Annotated in this window: 21 protein-coding genes; 9 read left to right on the top strand and 12 right to left on the bottom strand. The window is 61.8% G+C overall.

Translation table 11 applies throughout. The features are described 5' to 3' along the window. The 4 genes from NEZ08_RS11930 to ltnD form a co-directional block, all read right to left on the bottom strand. Positions 1-365 (bottom strand): efflux RND transporter permease subunit (locus tag NEZ08_RS11930; RefSeq protein WP_298107051.1); only part of this gene is annotated, 365 nt, incomplete at its 3' end. Positions 366-534: 169 nt separating this feature from the next. After that, complete coding sequence (otnK, locus tag NEZ08_RS11925) at positions 535-1,812, bottom strand: 3-oxo-tetronate kinase (protein ID WP_298107049.1); 1,278 nt, start codon at positions 1,810-1,812, stop codon at positions 535-537. Beyond that, on the bottom strand, positions 1,809-2,591 hold the full coding sequence (gene otnI / locus NEZ08_RS11920; RefSeq protein WP_298107048.1) for a 2-oxo-tetronate isomerase: 783 nt from the start codon (positions 2,589-2,591) through the stop codon (positions 1,809-1,811). Before otnI ends, otnK begins: the two co-directional genes overlap by 4 nt. A 24-nt stretch (positions 2,592-2,615) precedes the next feature. Then, positions 2,616-3,530 carry an L-threonate dehydrogenase gene (ltnD, locus tag NEZ08_RS11915; protein ID WP_298107047.1) on the bottom strand — a complete coding sequence of 305 codons (915 nt, stop codon included), beginning with the start codon at positions 3,528-3,530 and terminating at the stop codon, positions 2,616-2,618. 99 nt (positions 3,531-3,629) lie between these two features. Here ltnD and NEZ08_RS11910 point away from each other — a divergent pair, with 99 nt between their 5' ends. Then, positions 3,630-4,289 (top strand): aldolase, encoded by a 660-nt coding sequence (locus NEZ08_RS11910; RefSeq protein WP_298107045.1) that lies wholly within the window; start codon positions 3,630-3,632, stop codon positions 4,287-4,289. Positions 4,290-4,329: 40 nt separating this feature from the next. Here NEZ08_RS11910 and NEZ08_RS11905 read toward each other — a convergent pair whose 3' ends face one another. From NEZ08_RS11905 to NEZ08_RS11880, 6 genes are all read right to left on the bottom strand, one after another. Beyond that, entirely contained in the window at positions 4,330-5,034 is a 705-nt protein-coding gene (locus NEZ08_RS11905; RefSeq protein WP_298107043.1) for an ABC transporter ATP-binding protein, read from the bottom strand. Continuing rightward, positions 5,018-5,749, bottom strand: coding sequence for an ABC transporter ATP-binding protein (locus tag NEZ08_RS11900; protein ID WP_298107042.1), 732 nt, complete (start codon positions 5,747-5,749; stop codon positions 5,018-5,020). Before NEZ08_RS11900 ends, NEZ08_RS11905 begins: the two co-directional genes overlap by 17 nt. After that, entirely contained in the window at positions 5,746-6,726 is a 981-nt protein-coding gene (locus tag NEZ08_RS11895; RefSeq protein WP_298107040.1) for a branched-chain amino acid ABC transporter permease, read from the bottom strand. Before NEZ08_RS11895 ends, NEZ08_RS11900 begins: the two co-directional genes overlap by 4 nt. Next, a complete protein-coding gene (locus tag NEZ08_RS11890; RefSeq protein ID WP_298107038.1) occupies positions 6,726-7,604 on the bottom strand; it encodes a branched-chain amino acid ABC transporter permease in 879 nt (292 codons plus the stop codon). The genes NEZ08_RS11895 and NEZ08_RS11890 overlap by 1 nt, the downstream gene beginning before the upstream one ends. 24 nt (positions 7,605-7,628) lie before the next feature. Beyond that, entirely contained in the window at positions 7,629-8,879 is a 1,251-nt protein-coding gene (locus NEZ08_RS11885) for an ABC transporter substrate-binding protein (RefSeq protein ID WP_298107036.1), read from the bottom strand. Positions 8,880-8,956: 77 nt separating this feature from the next. After that, positions 8,957-9,775, bottom strand: a complete 819-nt coding sequence (locus tag NEZ08_RS11880) for a putative hydro-lyase (protein WP_298107035.1) — start codon at positions 9,773-9,775, stop codon at positions 8,957-8,959. Between the two features lie 113 nt (positions 9,776-9,888). On the opposite strand from NEZ08_RS11880, the gene NEZ08_RS11875 reads away from it, so the two are divergent. The 3 genes from NEZ08_RS11875 (at position 9,889) to NEZ08_RS11865 (ending at position 13,223) form a co-directional block, all read left to right on the top strand. Continuing rightward, a complete protein-coding gene (locus NEZ08_RS11875) occupies positions 9,889-10,827 on the top strand; it encodes a LysR family transcriptional regulator (protein ID WP_298107033.1) in 939 nt (312 codons plus the stop codon). Between the two features lie 193 nt (positions 10,828-11,020). Beyond that, the gene (locus NEZ08_RS11870) at positions 11,021-12,271 is read left to right on the top strand and encodes a Zn-dependent hydrolase (protein ID WP_298107032.1); all 1,251 of its coding nucleotides are present in this window, start codon (positions 11,021-11,023) and stop codon (positions 12,269-12,271) included. A gap of 37 nt (positions 12,272-12,308) precedes the next feature. Further along, positions 12,309-13,223, top strand: a complete 915-nt coding sequence (locus tag NEZ08_RS11865; RefSeq protein ID WP_298107030.1) for an NAD(P)-dependent oxidoreductase — start codon at positions 12,309-12,311, stop codon at positions 13,221-13,223. Positions 13,224-13,413: 190 nt separating this feature from the next. Here the strand turns inward: NEZ08_RS11865 and NEZ08_RS11860 are convergent, their stop codons facing one another. Beyond that, positions 13,414-14,493, bottom strand: a complete 1,080-nt coding sequence (locus NEZ08_RS11860; RefSeq protein ID WP_298107028.1) for a tartrate dehydrogenase — start codon at positions 14,491-14,493, stop codon at positions 13,414-13,416. Between the two features lie 174 nt (positions 14,494-14,667). Between NEZ08_RS11860 and NEZ08_RS11855 the strand changes: the two genes are divergently transcribed. Next, complete coding sequence (locus tag NEZ08_RS11855) at positions 14,668-15,444, top strand: SDR family oxidoreductase (RefSeq protein WP_298107027.1); 777 nt, start codon at positions 14,668-14,670, stop codon at positions 15,442-15,444. Positions 15,445-15,522: 78 nt separating this feature from the next. On the opposite strand, the gene NEZ08_RS11850 is transcribed toward NEZ08_RS11855, so the two are convergent. Then, positions 15,523-16,368: an alpha/beta hydrolase gene (locus NEZ08_RS11850; RefSeq protein WP_298107025.1), complete on the bottom strand. Its 846-nt coding sequence runs from the start codon at positions 16,366-16,368 to the stop codon at positions 15,523-15,525. A 102-nt stretch (positions 16,369-16,470) separates the two neighbouring features. Here NEZ08_RS11850 and NEZ08_RS11845 point away from each other — a divergent pair, with 102 nt between their 5' ends. The 4 genes from NEZ08_RS11845 (at position 16,471) to NEZ08_RS11830 (ending at position 20,819) form a co-directional block, all read left to right on the top strand. Next, positions 16,471-17,898 carry an amidase gene (locus NEZ08_RS11845; RefSeq protein ID WP_298107023.1) on the top strand — a complete coding sequence of 476 codons (1,428 nt, stop codon included), beginning with the start codon at positions 16,471-16,473 and terminating at the stop codon, positions 17,896-17,898. A gap of 105 nt (positions 17,899-18,003) precedes the next feature. Next, a complete protein-coding gene (locus NEZ08_RS11840) occupies positions 18,004-18,213 on the top strand; it encodes a ferredoxin (RefSeq protein WP_298107021.1) in 210 nt (69 codons plus the stop codon). A 47-nt stretch (positions 18,214-18,260) separates the two neighbouring features. Beyond that, positions 18,261-19,454 carry a cytochrome P450 gene (locus NEZ08_RS11835; RefSeq protein WP_298107019.1) on the top strand — a complete coding sequence of 398 codons (1,194 nt, stop codon included), beginning with the start codon at positions 18,261-18,263 and terminating at the stop codon, positions 19,452-19,454. A gap of 42 nt (positions 19,455-19,496) precedes the next feature. Next, entirely contained in the window at positions 19,497-20,819 is a 1,323-nt protein-coding gene (locus NEZ08_RS11830) for an MFS transporter (RefSeq protein ID WP_298107017.1), read from the top strand. The last annotated feature ends 17 nt before the right edge of the window (positions 20,820-20,836 follow it).

The following is a 20,836-nucleotide window of genomic DNA, read 5'->3' as shown; positions in this document are numbered from 1 at the left end:
GGCATCTGCTTGAGGATGGTCTGCGATACCGAGGTGACCTGCGCATTGGCCGTGCGGATGTCCGCATTCGGCTGGAAGAAGATCTTGACGATGCCGACGCCGTAATACGAGTTTGCGGTGATGTGCTCGATGTCGTTGACGGTCGTGGTCAGGATCCGCTGATACTGGGTGATGATGCGGCCGGCCATCTGATCCGGCGGAAGGCCGGTATACGTCCAGATGACGCCGATCACGGGGATTCGGATATCCGGGAAAATATCGGTCGGCGTACGCAACGCAGACAGCGGCCCGATGATCAGCAGGAGCAGCGCGAGCACGACGAATGTGTATGGCCGGTTTAGGGCAATACGTACCAGTTCAGTCATGGCGCATGCATTCCTGGATCGGGCCTGATGTGATGGGTGTGATGTAGCGCGGCATTTACCTGAAACGCCGTCAAATGGCTAACCTTGGGCCCGTCAAAAACCTTCAATTCCGCGCGAACCGGCGGCACACGTTTCATAACATCTTCGGCAGCAGAATGCCTGTCCTAGGTTAACGCATTAGGTCAAGCGCTTCGGAAAAGAATTGCGGGCCGCCGAAATTGCCCGATTTCAGGGCAAGCAGCATGTCCCCCTCTTTTGCACCGACGGCCCGCAATACAGGCACTCCGGCGGCGATTTCCCTACCGACGAGAAAACCGGGAATGCCCAGGCGATCCACAACGGCGCCCGAAGTTTCACCACCTGCAATCACCAGCCGCCGCACGCCCGAGACGACCAATGCTTCCGCGATGTCGGCCATGGCCTGCTCGATGGCATGTCCGGCTGCATCGCGGCCATGACGGGATTGCAGGGCTGCCACCTGATCCGGCGTGGAGCTGGAGGCGATCAGAACGGGGCCTTCAGTTATCCTCTGGGCAGCCCAGGCAAGCGCCCGGCGGACTTCATCCGATCCCGTAACTATACGGTCCGGATCAAGGTGAAGGACCGGCATGGTCGCTTCGGCGTTGGCTATCTGCTGGAGCGTGGCTTGGGAGCAACTACCGGCGAGGCAGGCTGCCGGTCCGCCGACCGACGCTTCTTCCATCTTGCTCGAAGCACCCTTCGGCACCCGGCCTGATCCGATCAACGCGCGCGCCAAACCAAGACCTATGCCCGAGGCGCCAACAGACAGCCGGTGATCGAGCGCAACGGCGCCGATTGTCTCGAGATCGAGATCGAACACCGCATCGACGATTGCCGCTCCGATTCCTTTGCCGGAGAGATCCGCAAGGTGCGCCCGCATCGCCTCTGGTCCGCGAACGACGGTCGCGAGATTGACCAGACCGACTTTGGTTTTGCTCTGGCGCGCGAGCACCCGCACCAGATTGGAATCGTGCATCGGGTTGAGTGGATGATCCTTGAGCGGGCTCTCGTTCAGTGGCACGAGACCGACGAACAGATTGCCTTGATAGACGGTACGGCCGGTCTCGGGAAAAGCTGGCGTAACCAGAACGATTTTCTCGACGCAATCGGCCCGCAGCGCATCCATCACCGGACCGATATTGCCCGCATCGGTTGAATCGAAGGTCGAGCAGATCTTGAAGAGCACGTGATCCGCGCCACGGCTGCGCAGCCATTTGTCAGCCGCACGCGAGCGCGACACGGCAAGGCCGGCCTCGATCGAGCGGCTCTTGAGCGAGACCACCACGGCATCGACCTCGGGCAGCTTCAGCTCGTCCGCGGGAACTCCGATCGTCTGGACCGTGCGCAGGCCGGCGCGGGTCAGCGTGTTGGCGAGATCGGACGCGCCCGTATAGTCGTCCGCGATACAGCCCAAGGCCAGTTTCACCGCTTCACTCCCGCATAGGGATTGAACCAGGCAAGACCATCAGTTGTCTTGCCGCGCGGATTGTATTCGCAGCCGACAAAGCCCGCGTAACCGAGCCGGTCGAGCTCGGCGAACAGGAACGGATAGTTCAGCTCTTCGTCATCCGGCTCGTGGCGCGAGGGGATGCTCGCAATCTGAATGTGGCCGATGATCGGCATCATCTCGCGCAACCGCATCGTCACATCGCCGTGCAGGATCTGGCAGTGATAGATGTCGAACTGCAGCTTCAGGTTCGGAATTTTCAATTCCTCGATCACGTCGCGCGCGAAGCCGAAGTCGTTGAGAAAGTAATTCGGCGTGTTGCGCGTATTGAGCGGCTCCAGAACGACGTCGATGCCGTAGGGCGAGAAGAACTCCGCCGCCCATGTCACGGACTTGTAGAAGGCCTCCACGGCACGCCGGTCGCCTCGATCGGCCAACCCCGACATCAAATGCAACCGCTTGACGCCGGTTGCCTGCGCGTAAGGCAGCGCGATGACTAGGCTCTGTTTCAAGTCATCGAAGCGCTCAGGCAGCGCGGCAAAACCCTTTTCTCCGGCATCCCAATTACCCGGCGGCAGATTGAACAAGGCCTGCGTCAGGCCGTTGTCGCGCAGGCGTTTGCCGATTTCGTCCACCGGGAATGCATAGGGAAACAGGAATTCGACGGCTGTAAAGCCGGCCTTGGCCGCAGCCTCGAAGCGGTCGAGGAACGGCACCTCGTTAAACAATAGCGTCAGATTGGCGGCGAAATGCGGCATCCGATGTCCTCGTATTGTCCAGGCTTATTTCGGCTCGCCCGGCAGATGGGTGCCCGTGATACGCGCATACATCCGCGCGACCGACGCATCGTCATCGCGGCCCATGCCGGCAGCCGCTGTCATGAGAAACATCTGCAACGCGGCTGCCGAGACCGGCACCGGAAATCTCGCATTGCGCGCCATGTCCTGAATGATTCCCAAGTCCTTGACGAAAATTTCCACTGCGCTGCGCGGCGTATAGTCGCCGTCGAGCACATGCGGCATGCGGTTTTCGAACATCCAGGAATTGCCGGCGGAGGCGGTAATCACCTCATAGACTTTGCGGATATCGAGGCCCTGCCTTGCGGCAAAGGCCATTGCCTCGGAGGCGGCTGCGATATGAACGCCGGCAAGCAGCTGGTTGATCATCTTGAAGGCCGCGCCCTGGCCTGCCGCATCGCCGAGTTCATAAAGCTTGGCTGCCATGGCATCCAGGGCCGGACGCGCCCTGGCGAACGCGGCAGCAGTTCCCGAGGCGAGGATCGTCAATTCTCCCTGCGCCGCACGCTGCGCGCCGCCTGAAATCGGCCCATCGAGATAGTGCCGTCCCGTCGCTTCCAGCTGTTTGGCAAGCCGCCTTGCGATCTCAGGGTCCATGGTGGCGGAGGAAACGAAGACGGCGTCCCTCGCGAGGGTTTCGGCAACACCTTCCTTGCCGAACAAAATAGCCTCGGTCTGGGCGGCGTTGACCACCACGCTGACGACGATGCCGGCATCCTTCGCCGCCTCTGCCGGGGTCGCGGCCCCCTTGCCGCCTTCGGACACGAACCGTTTGACCGCCTCTGCCGCGACATCGCAGCCGGTGACATCAAATCCCGCGCGTCTGAGCGCGCCGGCCATGCCGTAACCCATCGAGCCCAGGCCGATGACGGCGATACGCGGTTTGGCTGAAGAGGTCATGCGGCGTTCCCTTGAGACTTCTACAAATTTGCCTCCTGCCTATCACGGCTTGGCCGCGCTGCCAAAGCGTGGGACAAGGCAGGAAAAGGGAGGCCCGCGATGAGCGAAACAAGAATCCGCGAGGAAATCTGCCGCCTCGGCCGTTCCCTGTTCGAGCGCGGTCTGACGCCGGGCTCCTCAGGCAATATTTCCGTCAAACTCGACGGTGGCGGCTGGCTGGTCACTCCGACCAATGCCTCGCTCGGATTCCTTGATCCGGCGCGGCTGTCACGGCTCGATGCGACAGGCCGCCTCCTCTCCGGCGACGCCCCGACCAAGGAAGTACCGCTGCACAGCGCGCTGTATGAGACGCGTGGCGCAGCACGCGCCGTCGTGCATCTGCATTCGACCCATTCGGTGGCGCTGTCGATGCTGCCGGAAATCGACCCCCGCGCCGCGCTGCCGCCGATGACCGCCTACTACCTGATGAAATGCGGCACGACCGCGCTTGTGCCCTACTACCGGCCCGGCGACCCCGCCGTTGCCGACGCCATCAAGGGCCTTGCCGGCAAATATTCCTCCGTCCTGCTCGCCAATCACGGTCCCGTGGTGTCAGGCGACTCGCTGGAAGCAGCCGTGTTTGCGGTCGAGGAACTGGAAGAGACCGCAAAGCTCTATTTGCTGTTGCGGGGCCTGAACCCGCGTTACCTGACGCCTGCGCAGATCGAGGATTTGACGAAGGCGTTCGGGCTGTCGTTGCCGGAGCATGTTGGGCATTGATCCCGTGCCCCGGATTCGGCGCCGCGTCCAGGATACCAGACTACAACCCCAGATACGCCTTGCGCACGTCCGGATTGGACTTGATCTCGGACGAGGTGCCCTGCATCTGCAAGCGGCCGGTTTGCAGGATATAAGCGCGGTCGGCGATATCGAGGCATTCCGCGATGCGCTGTTCGACGATCAGCACCGTCACCCCGGTGTCGCGGATTCGCCGAACCGCCTGAAAGATTTCATCGACCAGCTTCGGCATGATGCCCTGGGACGGCTCGTCCAGCATCAATAGCCGCGGTCGCGTCATCAGGGCGCGACCGATTGCCAGCATTTGCTGTTCGCCGCCGGACAGCGTTTCGGCGCGCTGATCGAGCCGTTCCGACAAACGCGGGAAGAGCTTGAACACGAGTTCCAGCGGCGCCTCGCGATCCGCCTGGCTACGATAGAGATAGCTGCCGAGCCGCAAGTTGTCGCGCACCGACAGACGTGGAAAAAGCCGCCGGTTCTCCGGCACGAAAGCTATACCGCGCGCGGTGATCAGATGCTGCGCCATGCCGTCGATACGAGCGCCGTCGAAAGTAATGCTGCCGGAGCGCGGCCGTTCGGCACCGGCGATCGTTTTCAAAAGCGTGGATTTGCCGGCGCCATTGGCACCCGCCACGGCGACGACCTCGCCCTTCTCTACCTCGATCGAAACCTGGGAGATCGCAACCAGCCCCTGATAGGCGGTGGTGACTTCACGCACCGACAGCATGACGATCCCCAAGATAGGCGCTGATCACTTTCGGATTCCGAACGACGTCGGCCGGCTTGCCCTCCACCAGGACCTTGCCGAGATCGAGCACGATGGCGCGATCGACCAGCGGCATCACGATCTCCATGACGTGCTCGACCATCAGCACGGTAACGCCGGTGGCGCGCGCCTTGCGGACCAGTTCAACGCCGGTCTGCGCCTCGATCGGCGTCAATCCGGTGAGCACTTCATCAAGCAACAACAGCTTTGGTTCGGTCGCGAGCGCCCGAGCCACCTCGAGGCGCCGCTTCTCCGATGGAATGAGCTGGCTCGCCAGCACGTTCGCCCGCGCGGCCAGCCCGCAAAATTCCAGCACTTCGTAGGCCTTGCGGCGAGCCTCGCGCATCACGGTCGTGCGGATCAACGCGCCGACGATGACATTATCGATCACCGTCATCGTCTCGAAGCTTTTCACGACCTGGAAGGTGCGCCCGACGCCGCGCACGCAGCGTTCGGCTGCGGTGAGCCGCGTAACATCTTCGCCGTCAAAAATGATCGAGCCTTGCGTCGGCGTATAGACGCCCGCAATCAGGTTGAACAAGGTGGATTTGCCGGCGCCGTTCGGACCGATCAGGCCGACAATCTCGCCGCGGCCGACCGAGATCGAAACGTCGCTGTTGGCGACGAGGCCGCCAAAGCGCATCCAGATGCCTTTGGTCTCGAGCAGCGCCGTCATCGCGCGATTTCCTTGCGCCGAGGCGAGAACAATCCGACCAGCCCTTCCGGGCGAGCCAGCGAAATCGCGACGATCAGCGTGCCGTAGACGATCAGATCGACACCGCGCCCGGAACCGCCGATGAACGAGCGCGTCAGTTCCGTAAGCGGAATCAGAATGACCGCTCCCAGCACCGGCCCCCACAAGGTGCCGACACCGCCCAGAACCGCCGGTAGCGCCATCAACAAGGAAAACTGGAAGCCCATGACGCTTTCGGGGTCGATGTAGGAAACGAATTGCGCGTAGAAGCTGCCGCCAATCGCGGTGAGAAAGGCCGAGACTGCGGCCGCGCCCATCTTGGAATTGAAGACGACCACCCCGAGGCTTTCGGCGGCGTCCGGGTTGTCCTTCACGGCGCGCCACCAGTAGCCCCACTTGGAGTCCTCGAGCCACCATGTCACCAACCACGCGATGCAGGCGAGCGCGAGGGCGAAGTAGAAGTAAGGCAGCTTGCTGCGGGCGAACTGGAATTTGAGCCAGCTGTCGCCGTGCACGGGAATATCGATCCCGAGCGCAGCCCCCGCCCAATCCCAGTTCTGAAACAACAGAAGCGCGGTCTCCGCGATAACGATGGTCGCAATGACGAAATAGTGGCCGCGCAAACGGAAACAGGGATAGCCGAGCGCCATCGCAATGACAGCCGAAATCAGCCCGCCACCGAGCATGCCGAACCACGGCAGCACGCCGAATTTCATGAAGAGCAGCGCCGTCGTATAGGCGCCCAGCCCGAAATAGAGTGCATGCCCGAGCGAGATTTGCCCGCAATAACCGGAAAGGATGTTCCAGCTCTGTGACAACGCCGCATACATCAGGGTCAGCACCATGATGTTCTGGACGTAGACGTCCTTGACGAACAGCGGCACCAACGCGGCAATCCCGGCAAGGACAGCGGCGACGAGGAGATCGCGGCGGCGGCGCTGGGAGAAGTCCTGATCCATCAGAGCGATCCGAACAGGCCGCGCGGCCGGATAAAGACCACGAGCAGATACACCGCGTAGATGCCGACCGATTTCAGCGAGGGCGGCAGGATCAGCGCGGTCGTCGCCTCGACGAGGCCGACAATAATACCGGCCGCGAACGCGCCGAACACGCTGCCGAAGCCGCCAAGCGCAACCGTAACATAGGCGATCAGGGCGAAGGACGCGCCGACATCCGGGTAAACATAAAAGAAGATCGCCATGATCGCGCCGGCAAGTCCGACCAGCGCTGCGCCCAGGCCCCAGCCGAGTGCAAACACCCTGTTCTTGTCGATACCGACCAGCGCGACTGCGCCTGCATCCTCGCGCGTTGCTTCCAGCGCGCGACCGAAGTCGGTTCGGTTGATGAAGAAATAGAGTACAACGAACGCCGCAATCGCCGTCATTGCGCCGAACAGCTGCGGCACGGGAAGAAAGACGCCGGCGAGCGAGAGCGTTTTGCCGCCGAGCCAGGAATGGGTGATGCTGCGATAGTCCGGGGTGAAGAAATATTGCGCCAGCCCTCGCATCACGATCGCAAGCCCGAACGTTGCAAAGATCTGCACCATGCCGGCGTTGGCCTTGGCGCGGACTGCAAACCTCACGATCAGGAGATAGACCACCGCGCCGAACACGAACAGCGCCGCCGCCACCAGCGGCGCTGAGAGCAAGGGATCGATCGCGAAGAATGCGAACAGGAAAAACGTCGCGTACATCGCGATCATAAGGAACTCGCCGTGGGCGAAGTTCACGACGTCCATCAGACCGAAGATCAGCGCCAGGCCTGCGGCGATCAGGCCGTAGAGCAGACCCATCAGGAGGCCGCTCGCCAGGCTCTGGATGATAGTCTCGGCTGTCACGCCTGCCCCCGCCCTGTCGCTCGCCTACTTCGAAGGCATCGGCCAGACCGCCTCGGACACCGCGACTTCTTGTGGTGCGATTGTCACGAACTTGCCGCCGATATATTGCAGCAGCACCGGGTCGGCATCGTTATTCTGGCCCTTGTCGTCGTACTTCACGCGCTTCCACGGCATGATCGTGACATCGCCCGGCATGTCGGTCGCAGCCAGCGCTTCGCGAATCTTTTCGCCGTCGGTCGACTTGGCACGATTGATAGCGTCCGCCATCAGGATCAAGCCCATGAACTGCCGCGACGTATAGTCGTTGAAATCCTTGCCCGAGCGCGCCTTGAACATCTCGTTGATGATACCGACCATGGGTCGCTTTTCGGCAAGGTCGAGCGAGAAGCTGCCGCGCGAGATCACGCCTTCCAGCTTGTCGCCGACCGCATCGTAGAGCGCTTTCTCGGAGAAGCCGGCATCCTGCGCCATGATGTTCTTCGGCTTGTAGCCGAGTTCGGCCATGGTCTTGACCAGGAGGATCGCGTCCGTTGTGTAGCTCGAGGGCATCAGCACGTCGGCGTTCGCGGCCTTGAGCTGCTGCACTTCAGCGGTCAGCGATGGCGAGTTTGCGCGATATTTGATGTCCGCAACAATCTTGTATCCGCGCTCGGAAGCAAGCTTGGTCTGGGCGTTGGCCGAATCGGTGCCGAAGATCGTGTCCTCGTGGAACAGCGACAGCGTTTCGATCTTGGTGCCCTTCTTGCGCATGGCATCAAAGAAATCGAACATCGCTTTCGAGAACATCTCGTCATGAGGCGAGGCGCGGAAATAGAATTTCAGGCCGCGGCGATGAAGGCTGGGCGAGGAATTGTCAGCCGACAGGAACGGGATCTGGTAGCGCTCGCAAGTCTGGCTGACGGTTACGGCCACGGCGCTCTGGTAGGTGCCGATCACAGCGCAAACCTTCTCCTGGGTGATCAGGCGCTCGGTCTCGGCGCGTCCCTTCTGCGGGTCGGCCTGGTGGTCGGCGAATACCAGCTTCACCTTGGCGCCGCCCAGCCCTGGCAGGCCCTCGCCCTTGGCGAGCGGCAGCTTGAAATCGTAATTCTTGTTGATGATATCGGCGGCGGTTTCGAACGCCTTCTGCGCATCGACGCCGATCTGGGCACTCGAACCGGAGAGCGGATAGATCACCCCGATCACCACTTCGGAAGTCTGCGCGCGCGCGGCAACCGGCAACAATGCGGCGCTCGCGGTGGCTCCTAACAATACGTCACGGCGGGAGATGCTCATCGTAAAATCCTCGTCTGTCGGCAGCTATCGGTGAAACGATTGACGGTAAAGCCTCAAAGAACGGCATGCGCTGCCTATTACAGCACCGCAAGGTCCCTGTTCTGCAGATCCGTGACCAACATCAGGCCTGGCGCGTGGGTAATGGCAAACGGCACTTTCGCCGCAGCGATCACCGCCTGCGGGGTGACGCCGCAGGCCCAGAAAACCGGAATCTCATCAGACTCCACCGGTACGGCATCGCCGTAATCCGGCTTTGTGATATCGGCGATGCCGATCGAATGCGGGAGACCGAGATGAACCGGCGCGCCATGCACCGAGGGAAAACGCGACGTGATCTGCACGGCGCGGATCGCCTGAGCTGGCTTGAACGGACGCATCGACACCACCATCGGGCCGGCAAACGGTCCGGCGGCAGCGCATTGAATACTGGTGCGGTACATCGGCACGCGAACCTTGTGCTCGATATGGCGGATCGGCAGGCCCTCCGCCATCAGTGCCTCTTCGAACGAGAATGAGCAGCCGAGCACGAATGCGACGAGATCCTCGCGCCAGTGCGCCATGATGTCGGTCGGCTCCTCAATCACCTCGCCGTCGCGCCAGACCCGGTAGCGCGGCACATCGGTGCGGATATCGAGATCAAGGCCAAGTGAGGGAATCCTGGGATCACCGACATCCGACATGCCGATGATGGGGCAAGGCTTGGGATTGAGTTGGCAGAAGCGGTGAAATGATGCGGCGTACTTCTCGGGCAAGATCGCCAGGTTTCCCTGGACGAAGCCATTGGCGAGGCCGGCGGTGGATGCAGCCATCCCGCTGCGGCAGGCAAGTCTCGCCTGCCGGCTGGGAAGTCGATCATCATCCTTTCGAGGAGGCGCAACTGCCGCTGAAATACTCATGATGTCGCCCTGCCTAATATCTCGACATCAGTGAAACCTACACGTACTATAATGTCTAATCGTAGTTTCTAATCAGTTTGGATAATTCTATCTTATTGATCAGGGCGCGCCGAATGGTGGACTTCAAGTCGATCGAAACATTCCTCTGGGTTGTAACGCTCGGCAGTTTCCGAGGCGCCGGCCAACATCTCAACACCACCCAGCCCGCGATCTCGCAGCGGATCGCCCAACTCGAACGCGAGATGGGGGTCAAACTTCTGAACCGCGACCATCGGGCGGTGTCGCCGACGGCGAGTGGCCGGCAGTTGATGCTTTACGCCGAAAAGCTGATCGGCTTGCGCTCGGAGATGATGGCCGAGGTGGGCGATCGCTCGGCCATGCGCGGCGTGCTGCGGCTCGGTGCCGCCGAAACCATCGTTCACACCTGGCTGCCGCGGCTGATCAAGAGCGTCAACAATACCTATCCGAATTTGTCGATCGAGGTCGAAGTCGATATCACGACAAATCTCAGCGCGCGTCTGCTTGCACAGGAGATCGAGCTCGCCTTCGTGCTCGGCCCGCTATCGGACCCAAGTGTCCGCAACCGCGTGCTGCGCGACTACCCTGTCAGCTTCGTCACCAGTCCCTCGCTGGGCCTCGGGGATGGCCCCTTCTCACTTCGCGAGCTGGCCAAATTCCCGATCATCACCTTTGCGCGCAAAACGCAACCTTACGAGACGGTGCGCTCGCTGTTCAACCGCCCTGATCTGCCGCCGATCCGGCTGCACGCCAGCGCTTCGCTTGCCACCGTGATCCACATGGCAATGGAAGGCCTGGGGATTGCCGTCATTCCTGCGGCGATCGTGGAAAACGAGCTTGCAGACGGCCGGCTTGTCGAGCTCAAGACCGATTGCAATATCCAGCCGCTGACCTTTTGTGCAGCCTGGCTCACCTCACCCGAACAAATTGCCGTCGAACGCGTGGCCGATCTGGCCGCCAAGATCGCGCAGGGTCGTGCCGCGGTTATGGATGCGCCTGACATTGACGCGCCGCGGCTGGTGGTTCAATCCTGACATTCGCACCCTTTGCAGCGGGCACTTTGCGAATGTTAGGATTAAAGGGCCACTGGCAAATCCAAGATCTGCAACGGAGTTCAGGATTTGACATTCGCTTTTGCGCGGTTGCGGCCGGGTGGGTAACGAGTGTCAAATCCACGCCGCCAGCGCGCAATCAAAAGCTGCTCACCATCGTTCCCGGACACGCCTCATGACCCAAGTCGCATCCAACCTGCAAATCGATTCCGCAAGACTCTGGGGAACGATCCACGAAACCGCGAAATTCGGCGCCACCCCCAAGGGCGGCGTCCGGCGCCTGACGCTGGGACCCGAGGACAAGCAGGTTCGAGACTGGTTTCGCAAGGCATGCGAGGCTGCCGGCCTTGAAGTACACGTCGACGCCCTCGGCTCGATGTTTGCACTTCGCCGGGGCCGCGACATGTCGAAGCCGCCGATCGGGCTCGGTTCGCACCTCGATACCCAGCCGACCGGCGGCAAATTCGACGGCGTGCTCGGCACGCTGGCTGCACTCGAAGTCGTCCGTACGCTCAACGATGCCGGCATCGAGACAGAAATTCCGCTCTGCATCGTCAACTGGACCAACGAAGAAGGCTCCCGCTTTGCGCCGGCGATGATGGCCTCTGCGGCCTACGTCGGCGACTTCACCACTGAAGACATCTTGTCGCGCAGGGATGCCGACGGCGTTTCAGTTGCCGAGGCACTCGACGGCATCGGCTATCGCGGCGACAAGCCGGTCGGCTTTCAGAAATTGTCCGGATTCATCGAACTCCACATCGAACAAGGGCCCATACTCGAGGCTGAAGGCAAGACCATCGGCGTCGTCGATTCCGGCCAGGGCGTTTTGTGGTACGATGGCAGGATCACGGGCTTTGAAAGCCATGCCGGCTCGACGCCCATGCCACTCCGGCGCGACGCACTGGCAACGCTTGCGGAGATCGTGCTGGCCATGGAAGCGACCGCACGACAGTACGGACCCAAGGCGGTCGGGACTATCGGCGAAGCGGTGATTGCCAATCCCTCGCGCAATGTCATTCCCGGCGAGATCGCCTTCACCGTCGACTGTCGCAGCGCGGATGCCGCGATCATGGACGCGCTCGATTCCGGTTTGCGCGCCGCTATCAAGGAGATCTCGGCGCGCCGCAAGGTCGATGTGAAGCTGGACCTTGTCTGGCGTAAGCCGCCGACGCATTTCGATCCGAAGCTCGTGAATGCCGTGGAAGAGGCCGCCAAGAAACTCGGCTTCTCCCATCGCCGCATCACGTCCGGCGCAGGCCACGACGCCTGCAATCTCAATACGAAGATCCCGGCGGCAATGGTATTCGTGCCCTGCAAGGACGGCATCAGTCACAACGAACTCGAAGATGCCACGCAGGCCGATTGCAGCGCCGGCGCCAACGTGTTGATGCACACCGTTTTGGCGCTCGCAGGCGTCGCATCCTAGGCGCGGCAGGGTTCTCAAAACAAACGGGGAGACTTCGGTGCGCGGTGTTTTTGTCGATGCCAATGGATCGCTCGCCGACGTTTTCGAGCGGCAAAGAAAATCCGGCGACCCGGCCGTGCGGATCAACCGTAATGCCGACATCAAGTCTGAAGATATCCCGGGGCTGCTCGACGGCGCAGAGATCGTGGTGATCGATCACACCGCGTTGCCGACCGACATTGCCAAGCGCTGCACCGGGCTTAAACACGTCGTGTTTTTAGGGACGGGCGCGCGCAGCTACATGAATCCGGAAGAGCTGGCCGATCTCGGCATTGCCGTTCACCTGATCAAGGGCTACGGCGACACAGCAGTCGCCGAATGCGCGATCGCGCTGATGTGGACGGCCGCGCGCGGGATTGCGAAAATGGACCGCGAGATGCGCGCCGGCAATTGGCTGCGCGAAGACGCTATGCAGCTCACCGGCAAGACGCTTGGCCTGATCGGCTTCGGCGGGATTGCCGCGGAAGTCGCCCGGATCGCGCTCGGCAGCGGCATGAAGGTGATCGCCTGGAACCGGTCACCGAAGCAATTCCCCGGCGTCGAATTCGTTTCGATCGATCGATTGCTGGCGCAAAGCGACGTCGCCTCGCTGCACCTTCTGCTCAACGACGAGACACGCGGCTTTCTTTCGCGCGAGCGTATCCAGGTGATGCGGCCCGGCGTCATCCTCATCAACACTGCACGTGGAGCCGTGGTCGATGAAGCGGCCATGATCGAAGCGCTGAAGTCGGCCCATATCCGGCATGCCGGGCTCGATGTCTTCAACACCGAGCCGCTGCCGGTTGACCATCCGCTCACAAATATCCCGAACGTGACGCTGTCCGCACACTCGGCGTTCCGCACACCCGAGGCGAGCGAAAACCTGATCCACGCGGCGTGGGAACATTGCCGGCGGCTTGCGGGGGGCGGATAGCTCCTGTTTTGTCGTCCCGGCCAAAGCCCGACGGGTGGCGCGAATGCGCGCCCGATGACAGGCTCCGCGCGAGCCGGGAGCCCTAACCACCGCCCTCGGTTTCGTTGGGGCTATCCGAGCCCTTCTACCGAAATATTGCGCGGCATGGGTCCCGGCGTGCGCAGGAAGAGATATTCCGGAGAAACAGACCCTACTCGACCATCTCCGCGACCGCCTTGCCGCACGCCGTGGTGTCGGCATTGCCGCCGAGATCGCGGGTGCGCAAGGTCCGTTCGCCGAGCGTGCGCTCGATCGCGGACACGATGGCGCTGGCCGCCTGCTTCTCGCCGAGATGCTCCAGCATCATCGCGCCCGACCAGATCATGCCGATCGGGTTCGCAATGCCCTGCCCCGCAATGTCCGGCGCCGAGCCGTGCACCGGCTCGAACACCGAAGGGTAATCGCCTTCCGGATTGATGTTGCCTGACGGCGCGATGCCGATGGTGCCGGTGCAGGCCGGACCCAGATCGGAGAGAATGTCGCCGAACAGGTTCGAGCCGACCACGACGTCGAACCAGTCGGGATGCAGCACGAAGTTTGCGGTCAGAATATCGATGTGGAACTTGTCCCACTTCACTTTCGGATAGTTCTTCGCCATCGCCTCCACGCGCTCGTCCCAATAGGGCATGGTGATCGATATGCCGTTGGATTTCGTCGCGGAGGTCAGGTGCTTCTTTGGCCGCGAGGCCGCGAGCTCAAACGCGAATTTCAGGATACGATCGACGCCCGTGCGCGTCATCACCGTTTGCTGGGTCACGAACTCGCGATCGGTGTCCGGAAACATCCGCCCGCCGACGGACGAATATTCGCCTTCGGTGTTTTCCCGTACCACCCAGAAATCGATGTCACCGGGTTTTCGGCCGGCAAGAGGCGACGGCACGCCCGGCATCAGCCGCACGGGACGCAGGTTGGCGTATTGATCGAACTCTCGCCGGAATTTGATCAGCGAGCCCCACAAGGAAACGTGGTCGGGGATTTTTGCAGGCCAGCCGACCGCGCCGAAATAGATCGCATCGTGCTTGCCGATCTTGTCCTTCCAGTCGTCCGGCATCATCTGGCCGTGCTTTTCGTAATAGTCGTAGGAGGCGAAATCGAAATGATCGAAATGCACCGCAACCCCGTGTTTTTTCGCCGCTGCCTCGATCACGCGCAATCCCTCCGGCATCACCTCCTTGCCGATCCCGTCGCCGGGAATGACCGCGATCCGGTATTGCTTTGTTCCGCTGCTCATTGAGAAAATCCTTGGAGGGTCAGCCGACCGATGTGTGACGGGATTGCAATGGACCAAACTTCAGCCGCGCGCAACGGTACAGTGAAGGTGCAGTGCAAGATTGACTGCGTCGATCGAGCCGGCCTAATTGACAACCTCCTCGGTTTTTCAAGCACCCTGTTAGCGAGCAGCCCCATGGATCTTCACCTGCGCGGCAAACGCGTTCTCATCACCGGCGCCTCGAAGGGCATTGGCGCGGCCGCCGCCGAAGCCTTTGCCGAGGAAGGCTGCAACCTGCTGCTGGCGGCCCGTAGCGGCGAGCAGTTGAAAGCCCTCGCGCAGCGTCTGCGCTCGGCACATCAGATCGACGCCGCGACCATCGTGACGGACCTGCGAAAGCAGGAAGACATCTCGCGCCTCGTCAAGGAGGCCGCCGACATCGATATTCTCGTCAACAATGCCGGCGACATTCCCGGCGGCTCGATCGACAAGATCGACGAAGCCACTTGGCGCCATGCCTGGGAGCTGAAGGTGTTCGGCTATATCAACATCACCCGCGCTATCTATGCCCGGATGAAAGCGCGCGGCGGCGGCGTGATCGTCAACGATATCGGGGTCGCCGGCGAGAAATTTGACGCCAATTATATCTGCGGCTCGACCGGCAACGCGGCGATCATGTCGTTCACGCGCGCCCTCGGCAGCAAGAGCCTTGCCGACAACATCCGCGTGGTCGGCATCAATCCGGGTCCGGTCGGCACCGATCGCCACGTCACGCTTCTGAAGACCCGCGCCAAAAACCAGTTCGGCGACGAGAACCGCTACACGGAGTTCCAGAAGGGCCTGCCGCTCGGCCGCCCGGCGCATGCGCGCGAGATCGGCGATCTGATGGCATTCCTGGCGTCTGACCGCTCCGCCTATACTTCGGGCGTGATCTTCACGGTCGACGGCGGCATCGCGGCCGGTTGGGGATAGATTGCCATTCGGGGATGGTCCGCAGAACCGGACGCGGAATCTCGATATTCTCGGCTCTTCGCATCTCCGGAATGACGGCTACGCCCGTTCCAGCACCTCGCGGATCATCCTGGTGATCCGCCCGTTAGGCGAAGCCATTTCATCCATGATGGTGAAATGATTGGCACCGGGAATTTCCTCGTAGATCACCGGCAATCCGTGCGCGACGCGGTAGCCGGCGAAATCAGCTGTCTGCCGGCGCAGCAACGGCAATTCCGCGCCGCCGACCGTCAGGGCCATCGGCTTGGCGGGGTGCGTCAGCAACAGCGGCGAATTGCGCCTGGACATTGCTTCATCCAGCCCCAGCTTGACGTTGAGATAGGAATGTCGGATCGGCTCAAGGTCATAGATGCCGCTGATCGCGACGCCGCCCTTGATGTGGGGGTTCAGCATCGCCATCGCCGTCAAATGGCCGCCGGCGGACCAGCCGGAGGCGATCAGCCGGCTGGCATCGGCGCCCAGTTCCGGCAAACGCCCGGCAAGATCATCGATCCCGGCGTGGATTTCAGAAACGATCTGGTCCAGCGTCGCATCGGGCGCAAGCGTATAGCCAATCAGCGCGACATTGATGCCATGCGCCATCGCTGCCGCCGCGAACATCGTAAACGTGTCCTTTGATCGCATCTGCCAGTAACCGCCGTGAATGAAGAGCAGCGTCGGCGCGTTTGCCGCCGGGGTTTTCAGGAAATCGATGCGGTTGCGCTCGCGCGGACCGTAAGGAAGATCAAGATGGGCGCCATGTTGCGCCCGCATCTCCGCCGAGCGCTTCTCCCAGCCGGCCACCATCTCGGCACTGCCGGCCACGGCCGCGGAGTTGTTGAGGCCATTGTCGAGCGCTTGCTGGCTGAGCTTATGCCAATCCGGCGCGGCGAACGGCGAGGTCATGTCTTTTCCCCTGAGGTCATCTCGCGTTTGTTGCTTGTCGTAAGGCGTTTTACAGGGTTACACAATCCAGCATCAGGAAGCGCACTCGCGGGGGAACACTCGATGCCATCGGATCAGGCACTTATTCGATCAACGGCGTGCACAATCGTTGGTCAGCTCAATTCCAGCGAGGTCACGCCGCTCGATCTGCTGGATGCGCTGGAAAAGCGGATCGCCGAGGTCGACCGCAAGACCAACGCGCTGCCGATCCTCTGCTTCGACCGCGCCCGGAGCCACGCCAAGGCGCTGATGCAGAAACCGCCGGGAGAACGCGGCCTGCTCGCTGGTCTGCCGATTCCGATCAAGGACCTCACCAACGTCGCCGGCGTGCGCACCACGCAGGGTTCACCCATCTACAAGGACAACATTCCGGCAAATTCCGACATTCTTGTCGACTTGATCGAAAGTAACGGCGGCGTTGTATTCGCCAAGTCGAACACCCCGGAATTCGGCGCCGGCGCCAACACCTTCAACGAGGTGTTTGGACCGACGCGCAATCCGTGGGACTTGTCGCGGTCGGCCGCAGGCTCCTCCGGTGGCGCAGCCGTTGCGCTCGCAACGGGAATGGCCTGGCTTGCGCACGGCTCCGACATGGGCGGCTCGCTGCGCAATCCCGCAAGCTTCTGCGGCGTCGTCGGCCTGCGCCCCAGCATCGGCCGCGTTCCGCACACGCCCGCAGCCAAGATCGATCGCACCCTCGGTGTGCAAGGACCGATGGCGCGCAACGTCGAGGACCTTGCGCTGTTTCTCGACGCGATGAGCGGCGAACACCCCGCCGATCCGCTGTCGCTGCCGCGTTTGCCGACATCGTTCCTGTCGGCGGCACGCTCGGGCAACAAGCCGAAGCGGATCGCCTATTCCGCCGATCTCGGCATCACGCCGGTCGATCCCGAGGTCGCCGCGATCACGCGCAAGGCGGCCTCGCGTTTCGCCGAGGCCGGCGTCCTCGTCGAGGAAGCCCATCCTGACCTGCGCGAGGCCCATGAATGTTTTCATGTGCTGCGCGCCTTCGATTTTGCCATCTCCAAGGCCGCGCTGTTGCGCAACAAGCGCGAATATCTCAAGCCGGAAGTGATCTGGAACATCGAGGAAGGCTTGAAACTGTCGGTCGAGCAGCTCGAGCGGGCGGAGGCCCAGCGCCTCGCCATGACGACCCGGACACTCGAATTCTTCAAAAACTACGACCTGCTTTTGACACCGGCGACCATCGTTCCGCCCTTCCCGATCGAACATCGCTATGTCGGCGAATGCGCGGGCAAGAAGTTCGACAATTACGTCGAATGGCTTGGCATCGTTTATGCCATCACGCTTGTCTGCTGCCCGGCGCTCTCCCTGCCGTGCGGGTTTACCGCTTCCGGCTTGCCGGTCGGACTGCAGATAGTCGCGCCGTCACGCGGCGAAGCTGCGCTTTTCGCCGGCGCCAAGGTGTTGGAAGACGTTCTGGGCATGCGCCATGCAACGCCGATCGATCCCAGGGGATCGGCGCGATAAATCTGCCATCAGGGCGCTGGTGAACAGCGCGTAGCCCGCTATAATCGCCCCAGGAAAAGAGCGCGTGCGCCGGCTTCAATGGCGCCGGCGGTGGGAGGAGCCTGAATGGCAGGAAAGCTGCGAGTTCGCGTCGACCAGGAGAAATGTCAGGGGCATGCCCGCTGCAGATCGCTCGCTCCGGAGCTTTTCGAACTCGATAGCTTTGGCAATGCCCATGAGGCAGGCGACGGCTCGGTGCCTCCGGGACTGGAAGACAAAGCGTGGCTCGCGCAGTCCAACTGTCCCGAAATGGCGATCGAGGTGATCGAGGAATAATCCGTTCACCGGTCGTTTCACCTTTGCCCGATCCAAGGAGCTGTCTCATGTCCGATCATGCCCCCGTTACCGATTGGGTTCACGACTTCGACCACACTGACCCGCGCTGGACCGAAAACCCCTATCCGATCTGGGAGACGCTTCGTGCAGCAGGCCCGGTGGTCCACACCGAGCGCTTTCTCGGCTGCTACATGCCCACCACCTTCGATGCCGTGAAGCAGGTCGCCTATGACACTGAACATTTTTCCTCACGCCGCGTCGTCGTGCGCGACGTGAGGCCCGAGACCGTTCCGGCGCCGCCGATCACTTCCGATCCGCCGGAACACAAGCCTGCCAAGCAATTGCTGCTGCCCTCCTTCACGCCCGATGCGATCAAGAAGCTTGAGCCGCGGGTTCGCGCCATCTGCAACGAACTGATCGACGGCTTCATCGACGAGCGCGGATGCGACGCCGCGGCCCGCTACAGCCGTCATATCCCTGTTCGCACAATCGCCCACATGCTCGGCATTCCGGAAAGCGACGGCGACCAGTTCATCAAATGGATTCACGAAATCCTGGAACTTGGCATCAAGGAGCAGGCCATCCTGATGAAGGCGGTCCAGGAAATGATCGCCTACTTCGCCGGCCATATCGAACGCCGCAAGAAAGCGCCGACGGACGATCTGATCACGACGCTGATGAACGCGCGGGACAAGGATGGCCAGCCGCTGTCCGACCTCCACGTACAGGGGACGTTGCGGCTGCTGTTGATCGCCGGCATCGATACCACCTGGAGCGCGATCGGCTCCTCGCTCTGGCACCTGGCAAGAATGCCGGCCGACCGCGAGCGCCTGCTCGCCGAACCGGAGCTACTGCCTACCGCCATCGAGGAGTTCCTGCGGGCCTACGCGCCGGTGACGATGGCACGCGAGGTCATGAAGGAGACAGAGATCGGCGGCTGCCCGGTCAAGCCCGGCAATATGCTGCTGCTGTCCTTTCCCGCCGCCAACCGCGACCCGGCCGTGTTTCCCGATGCCGATAAGGTGGTGATCGACCGCAAACAGAACCCGCACGCCGCCTTTGGCCTCGGGATTCACCGCTGCATCGGCTCCAACCTCGCCCGCATGGAAATGACGGTCGCAGTCGAGGAATGGCTCAGGCGAATTCCCGACTTCAGGCTCGATCCGGCCGGCAAGGTCACCTGGTCGGAAGGCACCGTGCGCGGGCCGCGGCAGCTTCCCATGCTGTTCGGAAAAGCCTAAGCAGGCTTCCTTCGTTTTCGAATATCCTTCAGGGGACTCGACGTGACTGAGCAAGCTATAGGCGTGGGCAGCGATCGTCTCGACGCCCGCGATGTCGAGCGCCGGGTGAAAGCCATCTTCATCGGCTCAGTCGGCAATCTGGTCGAGTGGTACGATTTTTACGCCTATACGGCGTTCGCGCTTTATTTCGCACCAGCCTTCTTCCCTAACAGCGATCCGGTGGTGCAGCAGCTCAATGCCGCTGTGCTGTTTGCCGCGACCTTCCTGATGCGCCCCCTCGGAGGATGGCTGTTCGGCTATCTCGCCGACCATTTCGGCCGGCGGTTATCGCTCACGCTATCGGTCGTCTGCATGTGCTTCGGCTCGCTGATCATCGCGGTCACGCCGACCTATGCCTCGATCGGCCTCGCCGCGCCCGCCATCCTCGCTTTGGCGCGCGTCATCGAAGGCCTTAGCCTCGGCGGTGAATACGGCGCCAGCGCAACCTACCTGAGCGAGGTAGCCGATGCCAAACACCGCGGCTTCTATTCGAGCTTCCAATACGTCACGCTGATCGGCGGCCAGCTTACCGCCATCATCGTTCTCCTGCTGTTACAGAAGGTTTTTCTCACACCTGAACAACTGAAGGCGTGGGGCTGGCGCATCCCTTTCGTGATCGGCGCGCTGCTCGCGATTTTTGCCGCGGTGATGCGGCGCGGCCTGCATGAGACTGACGCTTTCGTCCAAGCCAGCAAGACCGTCAAGCCGACCGGCTCGATCCTCGGCCTGTTGCAGTACCCGCGCGAGCTTCTGCTGGTGGTGGGTCTCACTGCCGGCGGCACGGCGGCCTTTTATACCTTCACCACCTACATGCAGACCTTTGTCAAACTGTCGGTCGGCTTGACCGCGGATCAGACAACGCTCGTGGTCTTCGGCTCGCTGGTCTTTGCGACCCTGCTGCAACCGATCTACGGAGCCGTATCGGACCGGATCGGCCGCAAACCGGTCCTTATCTTCTTTGGCCTGGCCGGAACGCTCGCCACCATTCCGATCCTGACGACGCTGAAGGCCACCAAATCGCCGCTGATGGCGTTCCTTCTGATCTGCGCGGCCTGGATCTTCGTTGCGGGCTATACGTCGATCAATGCCGTCGTGAAGGCGGAACTTTTTCCGACCAAGATTCGCGCACTCGGCGTCGGCATTCCCTATTCGATCACGGTCTCGATCTTCGGCGGCACCGCACCTGCGGTGGCGCTCTACTTCAAGACCCTCGGCCATGAAGAATGGTTCTACTATTATTTGTCCGGTATCATCTTTCTGTCGCTGATCATTTATGGGGCGATGCGAGATACCAAGCATGAATCGGCGATGCATCGGCACGAATAGAGATGCCTGCCAAGGCA

This window comes from Bradyrhizobium sp., assembly GCF_027451485.1.
Taxonomy (GTDB): Bacteria; Pseudomonadota; Alphaproteobacteria; order Rhizobiales; family Xanthobacteraceae; genus Bradyrhizobium.
Note: the sequence above shows the minus strand (reverse complement) of the source record. Positions and strands in the feature narration are given on the sequence as shown.

Excerpts from the sequence above, each read along its gene's own strand:
- otnI (WP_298107048.1), bottom strand. The coding sequence starts at position 2,591 with ATGCCGCATTTCGCCGCCAATCTGACGCTATTGTTTAACGAGGTGCCG.
- ltnD (WP_298107047.1), bottom strand. The coding sequence starts at position 3,530 with ATGACCTCTTCAGCCAAACCGCGTATCGCCGTCATCGGCCTGGGCTCG.
- NEZ08_RS11910 (WP_298107045.1), top strand. The coding sequence starts at position 3,630 with ATGAGCGAAACAAGAATCCGCGAGGAAATCTGCCGCCTCGGCCGTTCC.
- NEZ08_RS11905 (WP_298107043.1), bottom strand. The coding sequence starts at position 5,034 with ATGCTGTCGGTGCGTGAAGTCACCACCGCCTATCAGGGGCTGGTTGCG.
- NEZ08_RS11900 (WP_298107042.1), bottom strand. The coding sequence starts at position 5,749 with ATGACGGCGCTGCTCGAGACCAAAGGCATCTGGATGCGCTTTGGCGGC.
- NEZ08_RS11895 (WP_298107040.1), bottom strand. The coding sequence starts at position 6,726 with ATGGATCAGGACTTCTCCCAGCGCCGCCGCCGCGATCTCCTCGTCGCC.
- NEZ08_RS11885 (WP_298107036.1), bottom strand. The coding sequence starts at position 8,879 with ATGAGCATCTCCCGCCGTGACGTATTGTTAGGAGCCACCGCGAGCGCC.
- NEZ08_RS11880 (WP_298107035.1), bottom strand. The coding sequence starts at position 9,775 with ATGAGTATTTCAGCGGCAGTTGCGCCTCCTCGAAAGGATGATGATCGA.
- NEZ08_RS11875 (WP_298107033.1), top strand. The coding sequence starts at position 9,889 with ATGGTGGACTTCAAGTCGATCGAAACATTCCTCTGGGTTGTAACGCTC.
- NEZ08_RS11870 (WP_298107032.1), top strand. The coding sequence starts at position 11,021 with ATGACCCAAGTCGCATCCAACCTGCAAATCGATTCCGCAAGACTCTGG.
- NEZ08_RS11860 (WP_298107028.1), bottom strand. The coding sequence starts at position 14,493 with ATGAGCAGCGGAACAAAGCAATACCGGATCGCGGTCATTCCCGGCGAC.
- NEZ08_RS11855 (WP_298107027.1), top strand. The coding sequence starts at position 14,668 with ATGGATCTTCACCTGCGCGGCAAACGCGTTCTCATCACCGGCGCCTCG.
- NEZ08_RS11850 (WP_298107025.1), bottom strand. The coding sequence starts at position 16,368 with ATGACCTCGCCGTTCGCCGCGCCGGATTGGCATAAGCTCAGCCAGCAA.
- NEZ08_RS11845 (WP_298107023.1), top strand. The coding sequence starts at position 16,471 with ATGCCATCGGATCAGGCACTTATTCGATCAACGGCGTGCACAATCGTT.
- NEZ08_RS11840 (WP_298107021.1), top strand. The coding sequence starts at position 18,004 with ATGGCAGGAAAGCTGCGAGTTCGCGTCGACCAGGAGAAATGTCAGGGG.
- NEZ08_RS11835 (WP_298107019.1), top strand. The coding sequence starts at position 18,261 with ATGTCCGATCATGCCCCCGTTACCGATTGGGTTCACGACTTCGACCAC.